Origin of the sequence: Winogradskyella echinorum, from assembly GCF_014297365.1 — a bacterium.
GTDB lineage: Bacteria > Bacteroidota > Bacteroidia > Flavobacteriales > Flavobacteriaceae > Winogradskyella > Winogradskyella echinorum.
On sequence record NZ_JACOQD010000003.1, the window covers coordinates 189,756 to 208,337 of the forward strand.

10 protein-coding genes are annotated in these 18,582 nt (G+C 33.1%); all 10 read left to right on the top strand.

Annotated elements, in window-relative coordinates; genetic code table 11:
- The first annotated feature begins 107 nt into the window (after positions 1 to 107).
- The 10 genes from H8K90_RS12710 (at position 108) to H8K90_RS12755 (ending at position 18,573) form a co-directional block, all read left to right on the top strand.
- Positions 108 to 1,520 carry a CCA tRNA nucleotidyltransferase gene (locus tag H8K90_RS12710; protein ID WP_186846364.1) on the top strand — a complete coding sequence of 471 codons (1,413 nt, stop codon included), beginning with the start codon at positions 108 to 110 and terminating at the stop codon, positions 1,518 to 1,520.
- A 1-nt stretch (position 1,521) separates the two neighbouring features.
- Positions 1,522 to 1,989, top strand: a complete 468-nt coding sequence (locus H8K90_RS12715) for a GNAT family N-acetyltransferase (RefSeq protein WP_186846365.1) — start codon at positions 1,522 to 1,524, stop codon at positions 1,987 to 1,989.
- Complete coding sequence (locus H8K90_RS12720) at positions 1,973 to 2,989, top strand: COX15/CtaA family protein (protein ID WP_186846366.1); 1,017 nt, start codon at positions 1,973 to 1,975, stop codon at positions 2,987 to 2,989. The genes H8K90_RS12715 and H8K90_RS12720 overlap by 17 nt, the downstream gene beginning before the upstream one ends.
- A 25-nt stretch (positions 2,990 to 3,014) precedes the next feature.
- Positions 3,015 to 3,536: an IS1096 element passenger TnpR family protein gene (locus tag H8K90_RS12725; RefSeq protein WP_186846367.1), complete on the top strand. Its 522-nt coding sequence runs from the start codon at positions 3,015 to 3,017 to the stop codon at positions 3,534 to 3,536.
- 181 nt (positions 3,537 to 3,717) lie between these two features.
- Positions 3,718 to 4,620, top strand: coding sequence for an ABC transporter ATP-binding protein (locus H8K90_RS12730; protein ID WP_186846368.1), 903 nt, complete (start codon positions 3,718 to 3,720; stop codon positions 4,618 to 4,620).
- 75 nt (positions 4,621 to 4,695) lie between these two features.
- Complete coding sequence (locus H8K90_RS12735; RefSeq protein WP_186846369.1) at positions 4,696 to 5,523, top strand: ABC transporter permease; 828 nt, start codon at positions 4,696 to 4,698, stop codon at positions 5,521 to 5,523.
- 110 nt (positions 5,524 to 5,633) lie between these two features.
- Entirely contained in the window at positions 5,634 to 9,056 is a 3,423-nt protein-coding gene (locus H8K90_RS12740; protein ID WP_186846370.1) for a T9SS type B sorting domain-containing protein, read from the top strand.
- The gene (locus H8K90_RS12745; protein WP_186846371.1) at positions 9,053 to 11,509 is read left to right on the top strand and encodes a T9SS type B sorting domain-containing protein; all 2,457 of its coding nucleotides are present in this window, start codon (positions 9,053 to 9,055) and stop codon (positions 11,507 to 11,509) included. Before H8K90_RS12740 ends, H8K90_RS12745 begins: the two co-directional genes overlap by 4 nt.
- Positions 11,510 to 11,546: 37 nt before the next feature.
- Positions 11,547 to 13,328 (top strand): T9SS type B sorting domain-containing protein, encoded by a 1,782-nt coding sequence (locus H8K90_RS12750; protein WP_315970277.1) that lies wholly within the window; start codon positions 11,547 to 11,549, stop codon positions 13,326 to 13,328.
- A gap of 403 nt (positions 13,329 to 13,731) precedes the next feature.
- Positions 13,732 to 18,573 (top strand): T9SS type B sorting domain-containing protein, encoded by a 4,842-nt coding sequence (locus H8K90_RS12755; RefSeq protein ID WP_186846372.1) that lies wholly within the window; start codon positions 13,732 to 13,734, stop codon positions 18,571 to 18,573.
- Positions 18,574 to 18,582: the final 9 nt, after the last annotated feature.

Consider the following 18,582-nt stretch of genomic DNA (forward strand, 5'->3'; position numbering starts at 1 on the left):
AATTACAATTAGTTTTTTTCTTTTAATGCTAATTGATTTCAAAAGATTAACTCCGTGTCGTATCTTTGCACTACCAAAAAAATAAGCGCTTTTTTCTATTTTATTATATGAATCACATACGAGCATTAAAACACAAAATATTTAACATCATATCTCAATCTGCTGAAGAATTACAAGTAGATAGTTATGTTATTGGTGGGTTTGTACGCGATTATTTATTAGAACGTGGAAGCGCAAAAGACATAGATATTGTTGCTGTAGGTAGTGGTATTGAACTTGCAAAGCAAGTAGCTAAAAATTTACCCAATCAGCCAAAGGTTCAAGTATTTAAAACCTATGGCACAGCAATGCTACGCTATGATGATATAGAAATTGAATTTGTTGGTGCACGTAAAGAAAGTTATACTGAAAACAGCAGAAATCCTGTTGTTGAAAATGGCACATTACAAGACGATCAAAACCGTCGCGATTTTACTATTAATGCTTTAGCATTGAGTTTAAACACATCTAATTTTGGCGCGTTGTTAGATCCTTTTAATGGCATTGCTGATTTAGATAAAGGCATTATTCGTACACCTCTAAATCCAGATATCACCTATAGTGATGACCCTTTAAGGATGATGCGCGCTATCAGGTTTGCAACACAACTTAATTTTAAAATTGAAGATACTTCCTTAAAAGCGATAACTGATAACAAGGATAGAATAAAAATTATTACCAAAGAACGTATTGTTGTAGAATTGAACAAAATTTTGGAAAGTAAAACGCCTTCAATTGGGTTTATTTTATTGGAAAAAACAGGTCTATTAGAGTACATTTTACCAGAGTTAACAGCTTTAAAAGGCATTGATGAAATTGAAGGACAACGACATAAAGACAACTTTTATCATACCTTAGAAGTCGTTGATAATATTGCCAAAACAACTGACAATCTTTGGTTACGTTGGGCAGCATTATTGCACGATATTGGTAAAGCGCCAACGAAGAAGTTCCATAAAAAAATTGGGTGGACGTTTCATGCACACGAATTTATAGGCTCTAAAATGGTTTATAAATTATTTAAACGGCTAAAAATGCCACTGAATGACAAAATGAAATTTGTTCAGAAAATGGTGTTTATGAGTTCGAGACCTATTGTTTTAGCATCAGACGTTACAGATTCTGCCGTAAGACGATTGGTGTTTGATGCTGGTGAATATGTCGATGATTTAATGACGCTTTGCGAAGCCGACATTACGACTAAGAACCCTAAAAAATTTAAAAGATATCATAATAATTTTCAGAAAGTTAGAGATAAAATTGTTGAAGTTGAAGAACGTGATCAGGTGAGAAATTTTCAACCTCCAGTAACTGGTGAAGAAATTATGAAAGCCTTCAATTTAAAACCTTCAAGAGAAATAGGCATTATTAAAGAAGCGATTAAAGAAGCGATTTTAGAAGGCGATATTCCCAATGAACACGAAGCAGCTTTTCAATTAATGATTGAAAAAGGAAAAGAACTTGGACTTAAAATTGCTTAAAATGATAAAACTCGTTAGAACCAATTCTGAAAACAGCGATTTTATTGATTTAGTAAAACAACTCGACGCTTATTTAAAAATAACAGATGGAGATGAACACGATTTTTACAATCAGTTTAACTCAATAGACAAATTAAATCATACTGTTGTTGCATACAGAGAAAATCAACCTGTTGGCTGTGGAGCTTTCAAGGAATTTGATAAAACAAGTGTAGAAGTGAAACGCATGTTTACCTCATCTGAAGCTCGCGAAAAAGGGATAGCCTCTCTAATTTTAAAAGAATTAGAAGATTGGGCTGCAGAATTAAACTATTCATCTTGTGTGCTAGAAACGGGTATTAGACAAGTAGAAGCCGTTCAATTTTATAAAAAGAATTTATACAACATCATTCCTAATTACGGTCAATATATTGGTGTTGAAAATAGTTTGTGTTTTGAAAAATTTTTGAAAAATGAAAAAAGACAATAAAAAAGTTATTTACTGGTTACTTACAGGTTGTGTTCTCATCTTTATAATGGTAATCGTTGGTGGTATTACAAGATTAACTCATTCTGGTTTATCAATTTCTAATTATAAATTAATTTCTGGTACCATTCCTCCTATGAATGAGGTTGAATGGAATGAAGCTTTTGATTTGTATAAACAGTATCCAGAATACCAAAAACTCAATACACATTTTACCTTAGAAGAGTTTAAAGATATCTATTTTTGGGAATGGATTCACCGTGTTATTGGTCGTTTTATAGGCTTGGTGTTTATCATTCCATTTATTTACTTTCTTATAAGGAAACAACTTTCTAAATCAACCATTAAAAAATCTATAATTCTTCTAATTCTTGGTGGTTTTCAAGGTTTTTTGGGCTGGTATATGGTTAAAAGCGGTTTGGTAGATCGCCCAGATGTAAGTCACTATAGACTTGCCGCACATTTAACGACTGCATTTTTAACCTTTGCTTATACTTTTTGGGTGGCTTTAGATTTAATGTTTCCAAACAAAAAGGTTATTGATAAAAAACTGAGGAACTTTATACGACTTGGTTTGGTTGTATTAATTGTTCAAATTATTTATGGCGCTTTTGTGGCTGGATTAGATGCTGGCTGGATTCATAATCACTGGCCACTAATGAGTGAAAATAAATGGATACATGAAACCGTATATTTAGAACAAAACCCTACTTATCTTAATTTTATTGAAGGCAAAAGTGGTGTGCAATTTGTGCACAGAACATTAGCTTATATAGTTGTTATTTTCATCTTAGCAATTTGGTACAAAGCCACGCGAGTTTCAATAACACCTTATCAAAAAAAGGGTGTAAATGTATTGTTAGCCATGGTCGGTGTTCAGTTTTTGTTAGGGGTTTTAACGTTAGTTTATGCAGTACCAGTTTGGCTAGGTGTTGTACATCAAGTAGGTGCATTTATTTTACTAAGTGCCATGACATTTACATTACATCGTTTCAGTAAATAATTAAAAAATCTCTTAACTTTGCAGCATGATTTACAGATTTAGAGTTATACTAGATAACGATACCGAAGATGATGTGTTCCGCGATATAGAAATTCGTGAAAGTGACACTATGGAAGACTTGCACAATACTATCACTCAATCTTTTGGTTTTGATGGTATGGAAATGGCTTCTTTTTATGTTAGTGATGATGCATGGAATCAAGGTGAAGAAATTGCCATGATGGATATGAGTGAAGCTGGTAATGAAGTGAGAATGATGAACGAAACGACTATTAGCGATGTTGTACACGAAGCTGCTACAAAGTTAATCTACGTTTACGATTTTCTGAATATGTGGACATTCTATGTAGAATTAGGTGAAATTGTAGAAGAAGCACAAGGTACTGATTACCCCAACCTAATGTTTGTACATGGACAAATTCCTGATCAAGCACCAGAAAAAACATTTGAAGCTGAAGAAGATGATGATGATGACTATAACGAATTTGAAGATGATTTAGATATCGATGATTATAGCGATTTAGATTTTGACGAAAATTGGAATTAATTTAGACCCGATAATAATTTAAAAAGCATCATAAAATGATGCTTTTTTTATTTTGGTGTAACAAATTATGATGACAATCGTCTTACCTACATAACCAACAAGTACCGAAACGTTACGCTGAGCTTGTCGAAGCTTTTTTTCAGTATCTTGTAAAATCAATCAACCTTTAAAACCAATCACTTTGGAGCCAATCCTTACAATTAACAATCTTACCAAGAAATTCGGATCTTTAACAGCTGTTAAAGACCTAAGTTTTACAATCAATAAAGGCAATGTTTACGGCATCCTTGGCCCTAATGGAAGTGGTAAATCCACTACACTAGGTATTGTTTTAAATGTTGTAAACAAATCCACAGGAGATTTTCAATGGTTTGATGGTAATACCACAACGCACGATGCATTAAAACAAGTTGGAGCTATAATAGAGCGACCAAACTTTTATCCTTATATGACAGCAGAGCAGAATTTAAAGCTGGTTTGCAAAATTAAAGGAGTAGATTACAGCAAAATTGATGAGAAACTCAATGTTGTTGGTCTATTAGACAGAAAAGACCATAAATTTAAAACCTATTCTTTAGGTATGAAGCAACGGTTAGCTATTGCATCTGCTTTACTTAATGATCCTGAAATTTTAATATTAGATGAACCTACAAATGGTTTAGATCCGCAAGGAATTCATCAAATACGCCAAATTATTAAAGACATTGCTGCAACTGGCACCACCATTTTATTAGCGTCACACCTACTCGATGAAGTTGAAAAAGTGTGTTCGCATGTGGTTGTATTACGACAAGGTGTAAAATTATATTCTGGTCGTGTAGATGAAATGATAAGTAGTCATGGCTTTTTTGAATTAAAAGCTGAAAAGCACCAAGAACTTTTAGATCTTTTAGAAACACATTCTAATTTTGGAAATGTAAAGTTAGAAGACGGTTTAATTACAGCGTTTTTAAATGAACCAATGTCTGCTTCCGATTTTAATAAATTAATGTTCGATAAAGGCATTCTACTCTCTCATTTAGTAAAACGAAAAGAAAGTTTAGAAGAACAGTTCTTACAATTAACTGACAATCAAGAAAATTAATCAAAAAACAACTGTACTGTCTCATTGGGCATAACCTCAATGTCACACTACAGCATATAACAAACCAATCAATATATGTTACGTCTTGTACAATTAGAATTACAAAAACTTTGGCTCAATAAAGCAAGTAAAATATTAATTTTTGTTTCATTTATTCTTCCTTTTACAGTTTTGGTTTTATCATCAATAAAAATCAACTTTTTTGGAATTTTCACGCTAGAGCTAGGTGAATTAGGCATTTTTAACTTCCCAATTATTTGGCATATTACCACCTTTTTCGCATCCTATTTTAAGTTTTTCTTTGCCATAGTTGTGGTAAGCATGATAGGAAATGAATACAGTAATAAAACCCTGAAACAAAACCTTATCGATGGTTTAAGTAAAAAGGAATTTATACTTTCAAAATTCTATACAATTGTATTCTTTTCTTTGTGTGCCACTATTCTAATTGGCTTAGCTACTTTTTTAATTGGCTTGTACTACTCTAGTTATACTGAAGCAACTATAATCTTTAGAGAAATAGAATTCTTATTAGCTTATTTTGTAAAACTTGTTGGCTTTTTTAGCTTATGTCTATTCTTCGGAATGCTTTTGAAACGTTCAGCATTTGCTTTAGGATTTTTAGTAATACTTTACATTTTAGAATGGATAGTATTTTGGGGAGCTTATGAAGTTTTTGGTAATGCGGATAGTGCATTTAAAGTTAAAAACTTTTTGCCATTAGAATCTATGTACAAACTTATAGATCAACCTATTCAGCGTATAGTAATGACAAAATTCCCAGAAAAAACGGATATAGCCTATGATTACGCTGTACATTGGTACGAGATTGCCATTGTTTTAGGTTGGACAGCCCTTTTCATCTTTTTATCGTATCGATTATTAAAAAAGAGAGATTTATAATATCTTTGATAGCAATTGCTATTTAGTTTTTTAATACTATAGTAAGGACTTTTTAAGTTCTAATTGTTATATAGTATTGAACAGTGTGTTTTATATACACCAAAGCTATTATGAAAAAGATATGTATTGTTCTTCTTTCACTTACATTTTGCTCCGTTTTATTTGGGCAGAGTGAGGCTTCATATTGGTATTTTGGTCAGAATGCAGGTTTACGTTTCGATGTTACTTCTGGCACTGTAACTGCTATTACCGATGGTCAAATTAATACCTTAGAAGGCTGTACTTCCATATCTGACTCTGATGGAAACCTACTTTTTTATTCTGATGGCAAAACTGTCTGGAACCAAAACCATCAAGTTATGCCAAATGGTGACTATTTTAATGGTACAGGACTTTTAGGTGATCCTTCTAGTACATCTTCTGGTCTTATTGTACCGAAACCTCAAGATCCTAGCAAGTATTATATTTTTACCGTTGATGAACCGCATCATAATAATGCCGCAACATTTCCAAATCAAAATATAGATGGATCAGTTCCTGGAGAAGATGATGGTTTTAACAATGGCTTCAATTATTCATTAATAGACATGACCCTAAATTCGGGTCTAGGAGATGTCGATGCTACTGAGAAGAATATCCATTTAATAACTTATGATATCAATGATACTGAAGAGGTTAAATTCAAATGTTCTGAAAAAATTACTGCAGTTAGAGCTGAGGATTGTTCTTCTTTCTGGGTTATTACCCAATTTACAAATAAGTTTTATGCTTTTAGAGTAGATGTTAATGGTGTAGATACTACGCCAGTTATTTCTACTGTCGGTCCTAATATTCCTGTTTCTGGTTATAGACGGAATGCTTTAGGTTATTTAAAAGCTTCACCAGATGGTTCAAAAATTATCGTAGCGCATTATGGAGAAGCAACTACTATTGGCGGTGATGCAGGAGGAAGTGTATATTTATTTGATTTTGATAGTGCAACTGGTGTTATTTCTAATAGTTTAGAACTATATAGTGCTCAGAACAATGACAGCCCTTATGGTGTTGAGTTTTCTGCTGAGAATAAAAAAGCTTATGCTACCATAGGTTTAGGAATAAGTGGTAGCCCAGCAAGTCAAATTGTGCAATGGGATTTAGAGAGTGATAACATACCAGCATCAATCCAAGTAATTCATAGCTCTAATGATATTAGTGCTGGAGCTCTTCAACTTGGTATAGATAGACGTATTTACAGAGCGCAGCTAAGTTTTAACGGTAATTTTGATGTTTCTCGATTTATTGGTGTCATTAATAATCCCGAAGCTGACGGCTTAGCCGCTAATTACGACGAGCAAGGTATAAGATTAGATGTTGGTGGCGGACTAGCTTTAAACACCAGTCGATTGGGTTTGCCTCCATTTATTCAATCCTTATTTAATTCTCAAATAGACATTATAAGAAACGATTTAAGCACTACCGAATTAAGACTTTGTACGGGAGATAGCTATACACTTCAGGCAGATGATATTCCTGGAGCAGATTATTTTTGGTCTTTTGATGGTAATCCTTTACCCGAAGATTCTTTTGAGTTATTTGTAGATACACCAGGATTTTACGAAGTATATATTGAGCCTAATAATGGTGATTGCCCAATTGAAGGCAGTGCGGTTGTTGGTGTATACGATATACCTGTAGCTCATGATGTTTCAGATGTGGTTGCTTGTGATGACGCTGGTAACGATGGTTTAACCACTTTCGATTTTACTCCAAAAGATAGTGAAGCATTATCAACCCAAAATCCAGCAGATTACAATGTGCGTTATTTTGAATCGCTAGAAGAAGCTAACAATCGTGAAAACGAAATTACATTTCCGTATACTAATATTAGTGATCCGCAAACTATTTATGTACGTGTAGAAAATAGCGAAAATCCGAATTGTTTTGATGTCACTAATTTTGAACTCGACGTTTTTAATACACCACAAATTGTTCAAATTAATAATGTAGAATTCTGTGATAACGAAGATGATCCTTTGGATGGAATTGCCACTATAGATTTGTCAGAATTGGTTCCTAATATAGTTGGAACACAAGAAAATACAGAAGTTACTTTTCATAGTTCTCAAGACGATGCAGATAGTAAATCTAATGAGTTACCAATGAGTTACACCAATTCTAATCCTTTTAACGAAACTATTTTTATTAGAATTGAAAATACCACAAATACAACTTGCTATAGTACTCAAAGCTTTGAACTCACCGTAAATGATGCTCCTATTGCCAACGATATTACCATTTTACAATGCGACGAAGATGGCATTCCGGAAGGATTTACAACCTTTAACATATCTCAATTTGTTGAGGATATAATTGATAATAATTCTAATAGAAACACTCAATTTTATTTATCACAAAATGACGCTGAGAATCAATTAAATGAAATTACAAATCCTGAAGCATTTGATAATTTCTTTAATCCACAAATCATCTACACACGAGTTACCAATACCAATACAGGTTGTGTAAGTTATAGTGAAATTTCTCTCGAAGTAAGCCTAACATCGTCTAATAATGCTAGCATACAGTTATGCGATACAGACGGAAACGAAGATGGTTTTATGAGCTTTAATCTTAATGACACCAATGCTATTGTATTAGCTGGCGCACCTGCTGGTTTAAACTTACAATATTTTGAAACTTATGAGGATGCTCTGATTGAAACTAATTCCTTGGCTTCCACATTTACTAATACCATTCCATACAATCAAACCATATATGCTCGTGTAGAAAATGCGAATGCATGTTATGGCATTAGTCAAATAGAATTAACTGTTTTAGAATTACCAAATATCGAAACCGAAGCAGAAACGCATTATTGTCTTAACTTCTTTCCCGAAACTATTGTACTAGATGGTGGTGTTATAAATGATTTGCCTAATAACTATTCGTATTTATGGTCTACTGGTGAAGATACAGCTACAATTGAAGTTAATGCTCCTGGAAATTATACCGTAAGAGTTTTCAATGCTAACAATTGTTTTAAGGACAGAACCATAACTGTTTTGCCATCTAATATTGCAACTATAACTGATGTAGAAATTATAGATGCCTCTCAAAATAATTCTATTTCGGTGCTTGTAAGTGGTGAAGGTGATTACGAATTTGCAATCGATGATAGTAATGGACCATACCAAGATTCTAATACTTTTAGCAACCTACAACCTGGTTTATATACTGTTTTTGTTAGAGATAAAAATAACTGTGGCATTTCCGAAGAGTTAGTTTCAGTTATTGGCTTTCCTAAGTTTTTTACGCCAAATGATGATTCTAAAAACGACTATTGGCAAGTGAAAGGAATTAGTTCCCAATTTCAAGCAAATTCTTCTATTTTTATATTTAATCGTCATGGAAAACTTTTAAAGGAATTAGACCCTTTAAGTGCTGGTTGGGATGGCACATATAATGGAGAAAAAATGCCAACAAGCGATTATTGGTTTAAAGTAATCCTTGAAGACGGAAGAACATATACCAGTCATTTTACACTAAAACGATGATAATAAAACCAAATCTTTTTTTAAAACCTATACTTCTCTGTCTTATTTGTTTTGTATCTACAATAGTTTTTGCACAAGAGCCAAATGATTGTCAGTTTGCTGTAACCGTTTGCGGAAACTCAAATTTTAGTTTCGATGTAAACGGTAGAGGCGTACAAGAGTTGGCAGGCTCTAATACCTGTTCTAGCCAAGAAAACAATAGCATTTGGTTACAAGTAAATATTGAGAATTCGGGAACATTGGCATTTACGTTAACACCAAACAGTACAAGTATTAATGAAGATTATGATTTTTTCATTTTCGGACCAAATGTAAGTTGTGGAAATATTGGGCAGGCGATTCGTTGCTCTACTACAAATCCTGCTGCCGCAAATCAAGGAAACAACTTAACTGGTATGAATGCGACTTCGACCGAAACCTCAGAAGGTCCAGGGCAAAATGGTGATAGTTTTGTAAGTGATATAGATGTACTTGCTGGTGAAAGTTATTTTATAGTAATTGACCGACCAATTGGCAATAGTCCTTTTTCTTTAGAATGGACAGGTACTGCAACATTTCCAGAAGAGCCTTCTAACCCTTTAGCATTAAATACTACAACTTTGCCAAACCTAAATGTGTGTGATGCTATTGCACCTTTTGATGATAATATTACAGAAATTGATCTTACCGATTTAACACAAGATATTATTAATGGAGAAAGTGATATTGCCGTAACCTATCACAATACAGAAAGTGATGCAAACATAAAAGCTGATGCTTTAGGAAATATATTTAATACCACATCTGGTAATCAAACCGTATATATTAGAATTGAAAACACAATAACAGGTTGTTTTATCATCAATGATTTTGATATTAATATAACTGAATTCAACAATTTTAATACTCCAACGGATTACGAAGTCTGTGATGATGATACCGATGGAGATGATCAAAATGGTATCACTACTTTCGATTTTAATATTAAAAGTCAAGAAATCGTAAACGGTATAGCAGGTGCAAATTATAATATCACCTATTATTTAAGTGAAGGTGATGCTGAGACGTCTTCTGGTCAGCTACCAAATATTTACACAAACACAACTCCTACTCCAACAGAAATATTTGCGAGAATTGAAGACCTTGATTCTGGCTGTGTTGGTTTTACTTCATTTAATATTATAGTTGCAGAAAAACCGATTGCGAATGATGTTTCACTGATTCAATGCGACGAGGATGGAATTCCCGAAGGCTTTACAACATTCAACATCACAGAAGCTTTTGATGCAATTACGGATAACAATTTAGATGCAACTGTAGAATATTACCTATCTCAAGTAGATGCCGAAAACCAAGAAAATGCTATAGACGGCTATGCTTTTGATAATTTCTTTAATCCACAAATCATCTATACAAGAGTTACAAATGCTAATACCGGTTGTGTAAATTATAGTGAAATTTCTCTCGAAGTAAGCCTAACCTCATCTAATAATGCTAGCATACAGTTATGCGATACAGACGGAAACGAAGATGGTTTTATGAGCTTTAATCTTAATGACACCAATGCTATTGTATTAGCTGGCGCACCTGCTGGTTTAAACTTACAATATTTTGAAACTTATGAGGATGCTCTGGTTGAAACTAATCCCTTGGCTTCCACATTTACTAATACCATTCCATACAATCAAACCATATATGCTCGTGTAGAAAACGCGAATGCATGTTATGGGATTAGTCAAATAGAATTAACTGTTTTAGAATTACCAAATATCGAAACCGAAGCAGAAACGCATTATTGTCTTAACTTCTTTCCCGAAACTATTGTACTAGATGGTGGTGTTATAAATGATTTGCCTAATAACTATTCCTATTTATGGTCTACTGGTGAAGATACAGCTACAATTGAAGTTAATGCACCGGGAAATTATACCGTAAGAGTATTCAATGCTAACAATTGTTTTAAAGACAGAACCATAACTGTTTTGCCATCTAATATTGCAACTATAACTGATGTAGAAATTATAGATGCCTCTCAAAATAATTCTATTTCGGTGCTTGTAAGTGGTGAAGGTGATTACGAATTTGCAATCGATGATAGCAACGGACCATACCAAGATTCTAATACTTTTAGCAACCTACAACCTGGTTTATATACTGTTTTTGTTAGAGATAAAAACAACTGTGGCATTACCGAAGAGTTAGTTTCAGTTATTGGTTTTCCAAAGTTTTTTACGCCAAATGATGATTCTAAAAACGACTATTGGCAAGTGAAAGGAATTAGTTCCCAATTTCAAGCAAATTCTTCTATTTTTATATTTAATCGTAATGGAAAACTATTAAAAGAATTAGATCCATTAGGTTCTGGTTGGGATGGTACTTTTAATGGTGTAAAAATGCCAACGAGCGATTATTGGTTTAAAGTAAAGTTACAAGACGGACGAACTTTTACTAGTCATTTTACTTTGAAGCGATAGTATAAAAAGCGTAATTTAGTCCTACCTAACCTTAACCGTGAAAAAAATCCACTACATATTATGTTTCTTATTGTTTGGCGCTAGTAGTCAATTAATGGCCCAAGACATTTCATTGTTTCAACAATTTAATGGTCACTATGATTATACAGCCTTTGGTAATACTCTAAATGCAATAGAAAACGGCTCTGGTGGAAATTGCTCTATACTAACTTCCTCTTCTGCTGACCTAAACTTAAATGCCAATCAAAATATAGTAGCTGCATATTTGTATTGGGCTGGTTCTGGTAATGGTGATTTCGATATTGCATTAAACGGAACACCAATAACCGCTCAACGCACCTTTAACGATGCATTAGATCCTACACGTGTATTTTTTGCAGCATTTGCCGATGTTACAGATATTATAACTAACCAAGGAAGCACAACTTATACCATTTCAGATTTCGATTTATCTGCAATCATTAATCCTTTTTGTCCTACAGGCACAAATTTTGGTGGTTGGGCGATAACCGTTATTTACCAAGATGATAGTTTACCTCTTAATCAACTTAATGTTTATGATGGTTTGCAAAGTGTACCAACGTTTTTAAGCATAACGCTAGACAATCTAAATGTTTTAGATAACGAAGATGCAAAAATTGGTTTTGTTGCATGGGAAGGAGATGCTGGTTTAGCTGTAAATGAACAATTAACCATCAACGGAAATGTGATAAGTAATTTTCCATTAAATCCTGCAAATAATGCGTTTAATGGCACTAACTCATTTACTGGAGCTAGCGACTTATACAACATGGATATTGATGTATACAATATTCAGGATAATATTAGTATTGGTGACACATCTGCAACTATTGAGCTGACTTCTGGGCAAGATTTTGTGATGATTAATAATATTATTACCGTTCTAAATAGTCAATTACCAGATGCCTCTATAAGTATTGACGACTATATTGTAAACTGTGGAGATAATAGTGTTGAGCTTTTTTATACCGTTTATAACACCAACAGTACAGATACTTTACCAGCCAATACACTAATTGCTTTTTATGTAGATGGTATTTTAATTGGACAAAGCCAAACCACTAATGCAATTACTATTGGAGCTAGCGAAAGTGGTTCTATAATCGTATCTGTACCAGATGATATAGATCCTAATTTAACTATTATTGCCATTGTAGACGATGATGGCAACATGACCGGAACTATTACTGAGATCAATGAAGACAACAATATTACATTTGAAGATATTGAATTATTAGTAATACCAGATATTGTTACTCTACCAAACCTTATAGGCTGTAATGAAGGTTTTGAAATATCTACTTATAATTTGTACGATGCATTAGAAGGTCAAGATTTTAATGAAGAAAATATTACATTTTACCAGTCGCTTGAAGATTTAGAAACAGGATCTAGCCCTATTTTAATTCCGAGTGATTTTAACAATACATCTAGCCCAGAAACTATATATGTAAGACTAACAAGTCCACCATGTTATGAAGTTTTTCAGTTCGATCTTACCATTGAAAATTGCCCACCATTTATTCCTGATGGATTTTCACCTAATGGTGATACACTTAATGATTGGTTTAACATTGAAGGATTATACAATATATTTACTGAGCACAATCTAATAATATATAATCGTTATGGTGATATTGTTTTTGAAGGTAATAATGATAAACCTTGGTATGGTAAAATTAACAGAGGATTAAATAAACAAGGTAGTAAAGCTCCTGTTGGAACATACTATTACATTCTAAATCTAAATGACCCAAATTATCAACCTATCGTCGGTTGGGTATATCTCAATTATTAATACCTCATTAATGTTAAAGTTTTAGACGGTTCGTCTTATTTTTTTGTGGATCTCTTTTTCTTGGTATATTTTTATGAACGTTAATAGTATTTGCTATTATTTTCCCTCCACATTTACAATTATTTCCCTCAAAATATAAAAGCATTGAGTTTAGGTTAAGGTATCCTTTTGTGTAAAATCATGAAGATATGTTAGAATTCAATTTGGGAAAAAAGGCCTCTTAAAGAGGTCTTTTTTATTGTAAAATGTAAGGCAAAACGCTAGTTATGTTAACATTTTGTGTATTTTGTCGTCTTTTTTTGTATTTCATCTTTTTTACTTATACTTTTCGCACACAGAGCGTGTTATAAATATTAGCCCAAATCTAAACTATACACTGACTTTCAAACCTTAACCGAAACAAATGAATTACATTAGTCGTTCCCTCAGTTTATTTCTATGCCTTATTTGTAGTACAATTTATGCTCAGCAGATTACTGTAGATAATACAGTTTCACCACAAGATTTAATTGAAAATACTTTAATACAAGGATGTGTAGAGGTTTCAAATATCAGTTCGCCTTCAAATGGAAGTGCTATTGGTTTAGGTAGCTTTGGTTACTTTGATAGAGGGGCTTCAAATTTTCCTTTTCAAAACGGAATTGTTTTAACCACCGGAAATGCTAACGCTGCTGGTAATGGTCTAAATAATAATATTTTAAATGATGGAGACGACACTTGGTTAACTGACAGTGATTTAGAAACCGCACTAGGGATTTCTGGGACTGTAAATGCCACCTCAATAGAGTTTGATTTTATATCTATTTCAGACCAAATCCAATTTAACTATATATTAGCCTCAGAAGAGTATTTTGGTAATAATCCTTGTGAATACTCTGATGGTTTTGCTTTTTTAATTAGAGAAGCTGGTTCTGGCAATCCTTACACCAATATTGCTTTAGTCCCTGGAACCTCAACTCCGGTTAATACCAATTCTGTACACGATGAAATTGTTGGCTTTTGTGAAGCTTCTAATGAAGAATATTTTGAGGGTTACAATTTAGGTGACACCAATTATAATGGTAGAACAACTGTGCTTTCTGCAACAGCTTCGATTCAGCCTAATGTGCAATATCAAATTAAATTAGTAATTGCAGACCAATCAGACGAGAATTTTGATTCTGCAGTATTTATTGAAGGTAATAGTTTTAATGCTACAGTAGATTTAGGCGAAGATTTTTCTACATGTGCAAGTAATGTATTGTTAGATGGAAATATTAACAATCCGCAAGCTACTTATTCTTGGTACTTTAATAACACACTTATTCCTTCTGAAAACCAAGCTACTTATAATGCCTTACAAACCGGAAACTATCGTATTGAAGTTGAACTTCCTTTTGCAAGCGGAACCTGTATAATTGAGGACGATATTAATCTTACGCTTAGCTCTACACAATCATCTGAACCAATTTCAGATTATAATATATGTGACGATTTAAGTAATGATGGTATAGAAACCTTTGACTTATCTACTAAAGATGCAGAGGTTTTAGCATCTGTACCACCTGCCAATTACACATTTTCTTATCATTATAACAATACGGATGCACTTAACGGTAATAACGCAATTACAAGTCCGATACAAAACACATCAAACCCTCAAATAATTCACGTAAGAATCGAAGATACTAGTAATGGCTGCTTAGCTTTTTCTACTATTAATTTGAATGTTAATCAGATACCTACAATAGTTGATCCAACACCTTTAGAAGCCTGTGATGATCAAACTGCAGATGGCATTGTAGCCATGGACTTAAATACATTAAAAGATGATGAAATTACTAATGGACAAACAAATTTAGTAGTTACTTATCACAGTACTGCGGCAGATGCAGCTTCTACAAGCAACGCATTACCAATGCCTTACACTAATTCTAATGTAAATGAACAATTATTTGTTAGTGTAACTAATTCAGAAACTGGTTGTAGCACTACCACTACCCTAGATATTACGGTATTAGTCAATCCTGTAATAAATACTGAAGATCATTATATTGATGCTTGCGATAATGACCATGATGGCATTGCAGACTTTGATTTAACGTCCATAATTCCAGATGTATTAGATGGATTAACTAATGTCTCAGTCACCTTTCACGCTACAGAAGAAGATGCATTAACAGGTGCTAATCCAATAGCAGATGATAGCAACTACGAAAACCTAAATGCAAATGAACAAACCGTATACATAAGAGTAGAAAGTAACGCTACTGGTTGTGCCTCTGTTACACCAATAGAAATACATACAAATTTATTATTAACAGCTACTAACATTAGAAGTCTTACAGTTTGTGATATAGATGATGATGGTGAGGAAGAGTTTAATTTTGCAAACATTGCAGTTGGTATAATTAACGACCTGCCAGATGTAACGGTAAAATTTTATGAATCTGAGAATGATAGGACTAACCAAGTAAATGAAATTAACCAAGGTATATCTTATCATAACACCAGTAATCCTCAAACCATTTATTTAACGCTAGAAAGTCCTACATGTACTGAAACAACTGAAATTGAGTTAATTCTAGCTCCCATAGTAGAGTTTGAATCAGTCGGAAGTTTAGACACTTGTGATGATGACCAAGATGGTGTCACAGAAATAGATTTATCAGAATTTGATGCTGCAGTAACCAACGGTATGGAAGGTTTTAGTGTTACATACTTTTTAACAGAAAATGATGCAAACGATAACGATAATGCATTACCAAATCTATATACTAACACAACTAATCCGTTTACACTTTACCCAAGAATAACTTTTGATGATACTGGTTGTGCTGATGTTAACTCTTTTCAAGTAAATGTATTACCAGCACCAGAAAGTGAAAAACCAGATGATATTATAATTTGCGATGCCGATAGAGATGGTATTTTTACAATTAATTTAAACAATAGTATTCCTAATTCAATTTCAACTACATCGAATAGAACAGTTACATTTCATAATTCTTTTAACGAGGCAGAATTAGATACTAATCCAATTACAAATACTTCAAACTATGATGCACAAACTGAAACAATTTTTATGCGCGTAGAAAATAGTACAACGGGTTGTTCTACGATAGAAGAATTAGATATCATTGTAAATACGTTACCTTATGTAGGCGATTTATCCAATTCAATAGACAACTATATATATTGTGAAAATGAATCGGATGGTATAGGAGAGTTTATTTTTGAAAGTAAAGATGCTGAAGCATTAGATGGACAAACTGGCAAAGATGTTTCGTATTATCTTAATCAGGCAGATGCCAATAATAAAGTAAATGCAATAGACAAATCCAATAGCTATGAAAATATTAGTAATCCTCAACAAATCTTTGTTAGAGTTGATAATATCACAGATGTATCTTGCTATATGACCTCCTCATTCTCTATTGAGGTTGGCACTAATCCTCAATACAATGAACCAACTGATTTTTTTGTATGTGATGACACCACTAATGATGGATCAGTAACATTAGACTTTTCTTCTAAAATCACAGAAATTACTGCTGGTTTTTCGGGAATAGAAAATGTAACTTTCTATACTACAGAAAATGATGCTATGAATGGTAATAATGCCTTGCCTCTTCAGTTTACAAACACCTCTAACCCACAAGAAATATTTGTACAAATAGACAATGGCACAATATGTAACTCTATAACATCATTTGTAATAAATGTTGTACAAACACCCGCTGTAAGAAGTGTAGAGCCAATGACAGACTGTGACGATGACACTGATGGCTCACTTACATTCGATTTAACCATAGCGGAATCTAATATTTTAGATGTTAGACAAGACGATCTTGTTATTAATTATTATACAGATTTTGATGATTCTGAAGGAAATATTAATGAAATTTCAAATCCAGAAAGTTTCACCAATACATCCAATCCACAGACGGTTTATATAAAAGTGACGAATACAATTTCAAATTGTTATGTAACTCAACCTATTGAATTAATAGTTAACCAACCACCTTTAATAAATGACTTTAGCACCTATAACATCTGTGCTAATAATACTAACAGTGTTGATTTAACCGAAATAAATGAAATAGCTGTAGATAACAATTTCAATGTATTATTTAGTTATTTTTCTAATGAAGCAGACGCAATAGCTAATGTAAATGCTCTAGATACTAACTATTTTTATTCAACCAACAACGACACGTTATTTGTTAGAACGGAATACAGCACAACGCACTGTTCTATGTATTATGAGTTCAACTTGCGCGTTAATCCATTACCAACAGCAAACCAGCCTAATGACTTAGTTGCTTGTGATGATGACTTTGACGGCATATTAGAATTCGATTTATTGCAACAAAACACTAGTATTTTAGGAAGTCAAAATCCTAATTTATTTACTGTATCTTATCATCATAGTGAGCTTCAGGCTAATGAAAATAATTCGGCTTTAGACACTAATTATATGGCATATGATGGTGAAATTATATATGCTAGAGTTGAAAACAATAATACTGGATGCTATAATACAACTCAATTTTCTACAGTTATTAATCCTTTGCCGATTATTGATATAGAAGATCAAGTGATTTGTTTAGATAATTTACCATTACTAGTTTCGGCAAACACAAACAATCCAACAGATCAATATGTATGGTCAACTGGAGAAACCACTCCTGAAATTGAAATTTCGGATGTTGGTAGCTATTGGGTTACAATAACTACTGTGTATGGTTGTGAAAACACACGTGTTTTTGGAGTCACAGAATCTGAAGCTGCAACAATTGAAGTTACCGAAATTGTAGATTTTTCTGACCCAAATAATATTACAGTAACAATTAGTGGTATTGGTAATTATCTCTATCAGTTAGATGATTTTGAACCTCAAGTATCTAACGTTTTTGAAAATGTTGCTATGGGTTACCATACAGTTAAAATTATTGATTTAAATGGTTGCTCGGATGTAACCAAAGAAGTTTTAGTAGTAGATATTCCAAAATTCTTTACACCTAACGATGATGGCGATTTTGATACTTGGCACATTGTAGGTATTGAAACACTACCAGGCACGGTAATTAATATATTTGATCGTTATGGTAAACTTTTAAAGCGAATAAGCGCAGACACAACTGGTTGGGACGGCTATTTTAACGGAACAAAAATGCCTGCAAGTGATTATTGGTTTATTGCAGACGTTAAGCGCGGAAATTCATCCTTCCAAGTAAAAGGACATTTTACCTTAAGACGTTAAAATTTGCTT

Excerpts from the sequence above, each read along its gene's own strand:
- H8K90_RS12735 (WP_186846369.1), top strand. The coding sequence starts at position 4,696 with ATGTTACGTCTTGTACAATTAGAATTACAAAAACTTTGGCTCAATAAA.
- H8K90_RS12715 (WP_186846365.1), top strand. The coding sequence starts at position 1,522 with ATGATAAAACTCGTTAGAACCAATTCTGAAAACAGCGATTTTATTGAT.
- H8K90_RS12740 (WP_186846370.1), top strand. The coding sequence starts at position 5,634 with ATGAAAAAGATATGTATTGTTCTTCTTTCACTTACATTTTGCTCCGTT.
- H8K90_RS12725 (WP_186846367.1), top strand. The coding sequence starts at position 3,015 with ATGATTTACAGATTTAGAGTTATACTAGATAACGATACCGAAGATGAT.
- H8K90_RS12720 (WP_186846366.1), top strand. The coding sequence starts at position 1,973 with ATGAAAAAAGACAATAAAAAAGTTATTTACTGGTTACTTACAGGTTGT.
- H8K90_RS12755 (WP_186846372.1), top strand. The coding sequence starts at position 13,732 with ATGAATTACATTAGTCGTTCCCTCAGTTTATTTCTATGCCTTATTTGT.
- H8K90_RS12745 (WP_186846371.1), top strand. The coding sequence starts at position 9,053 with ATGATAATAAAACCAAATCTTTTTTTAAAACCTATACTTCTCTGTCTT.
- H8K90_RS12710 (WP_186846364.1), top strand. The coding sequence starts at position 108 with ATGAATCACATACGAGCATTAAAACACAAAATATTTAACATCATATCT.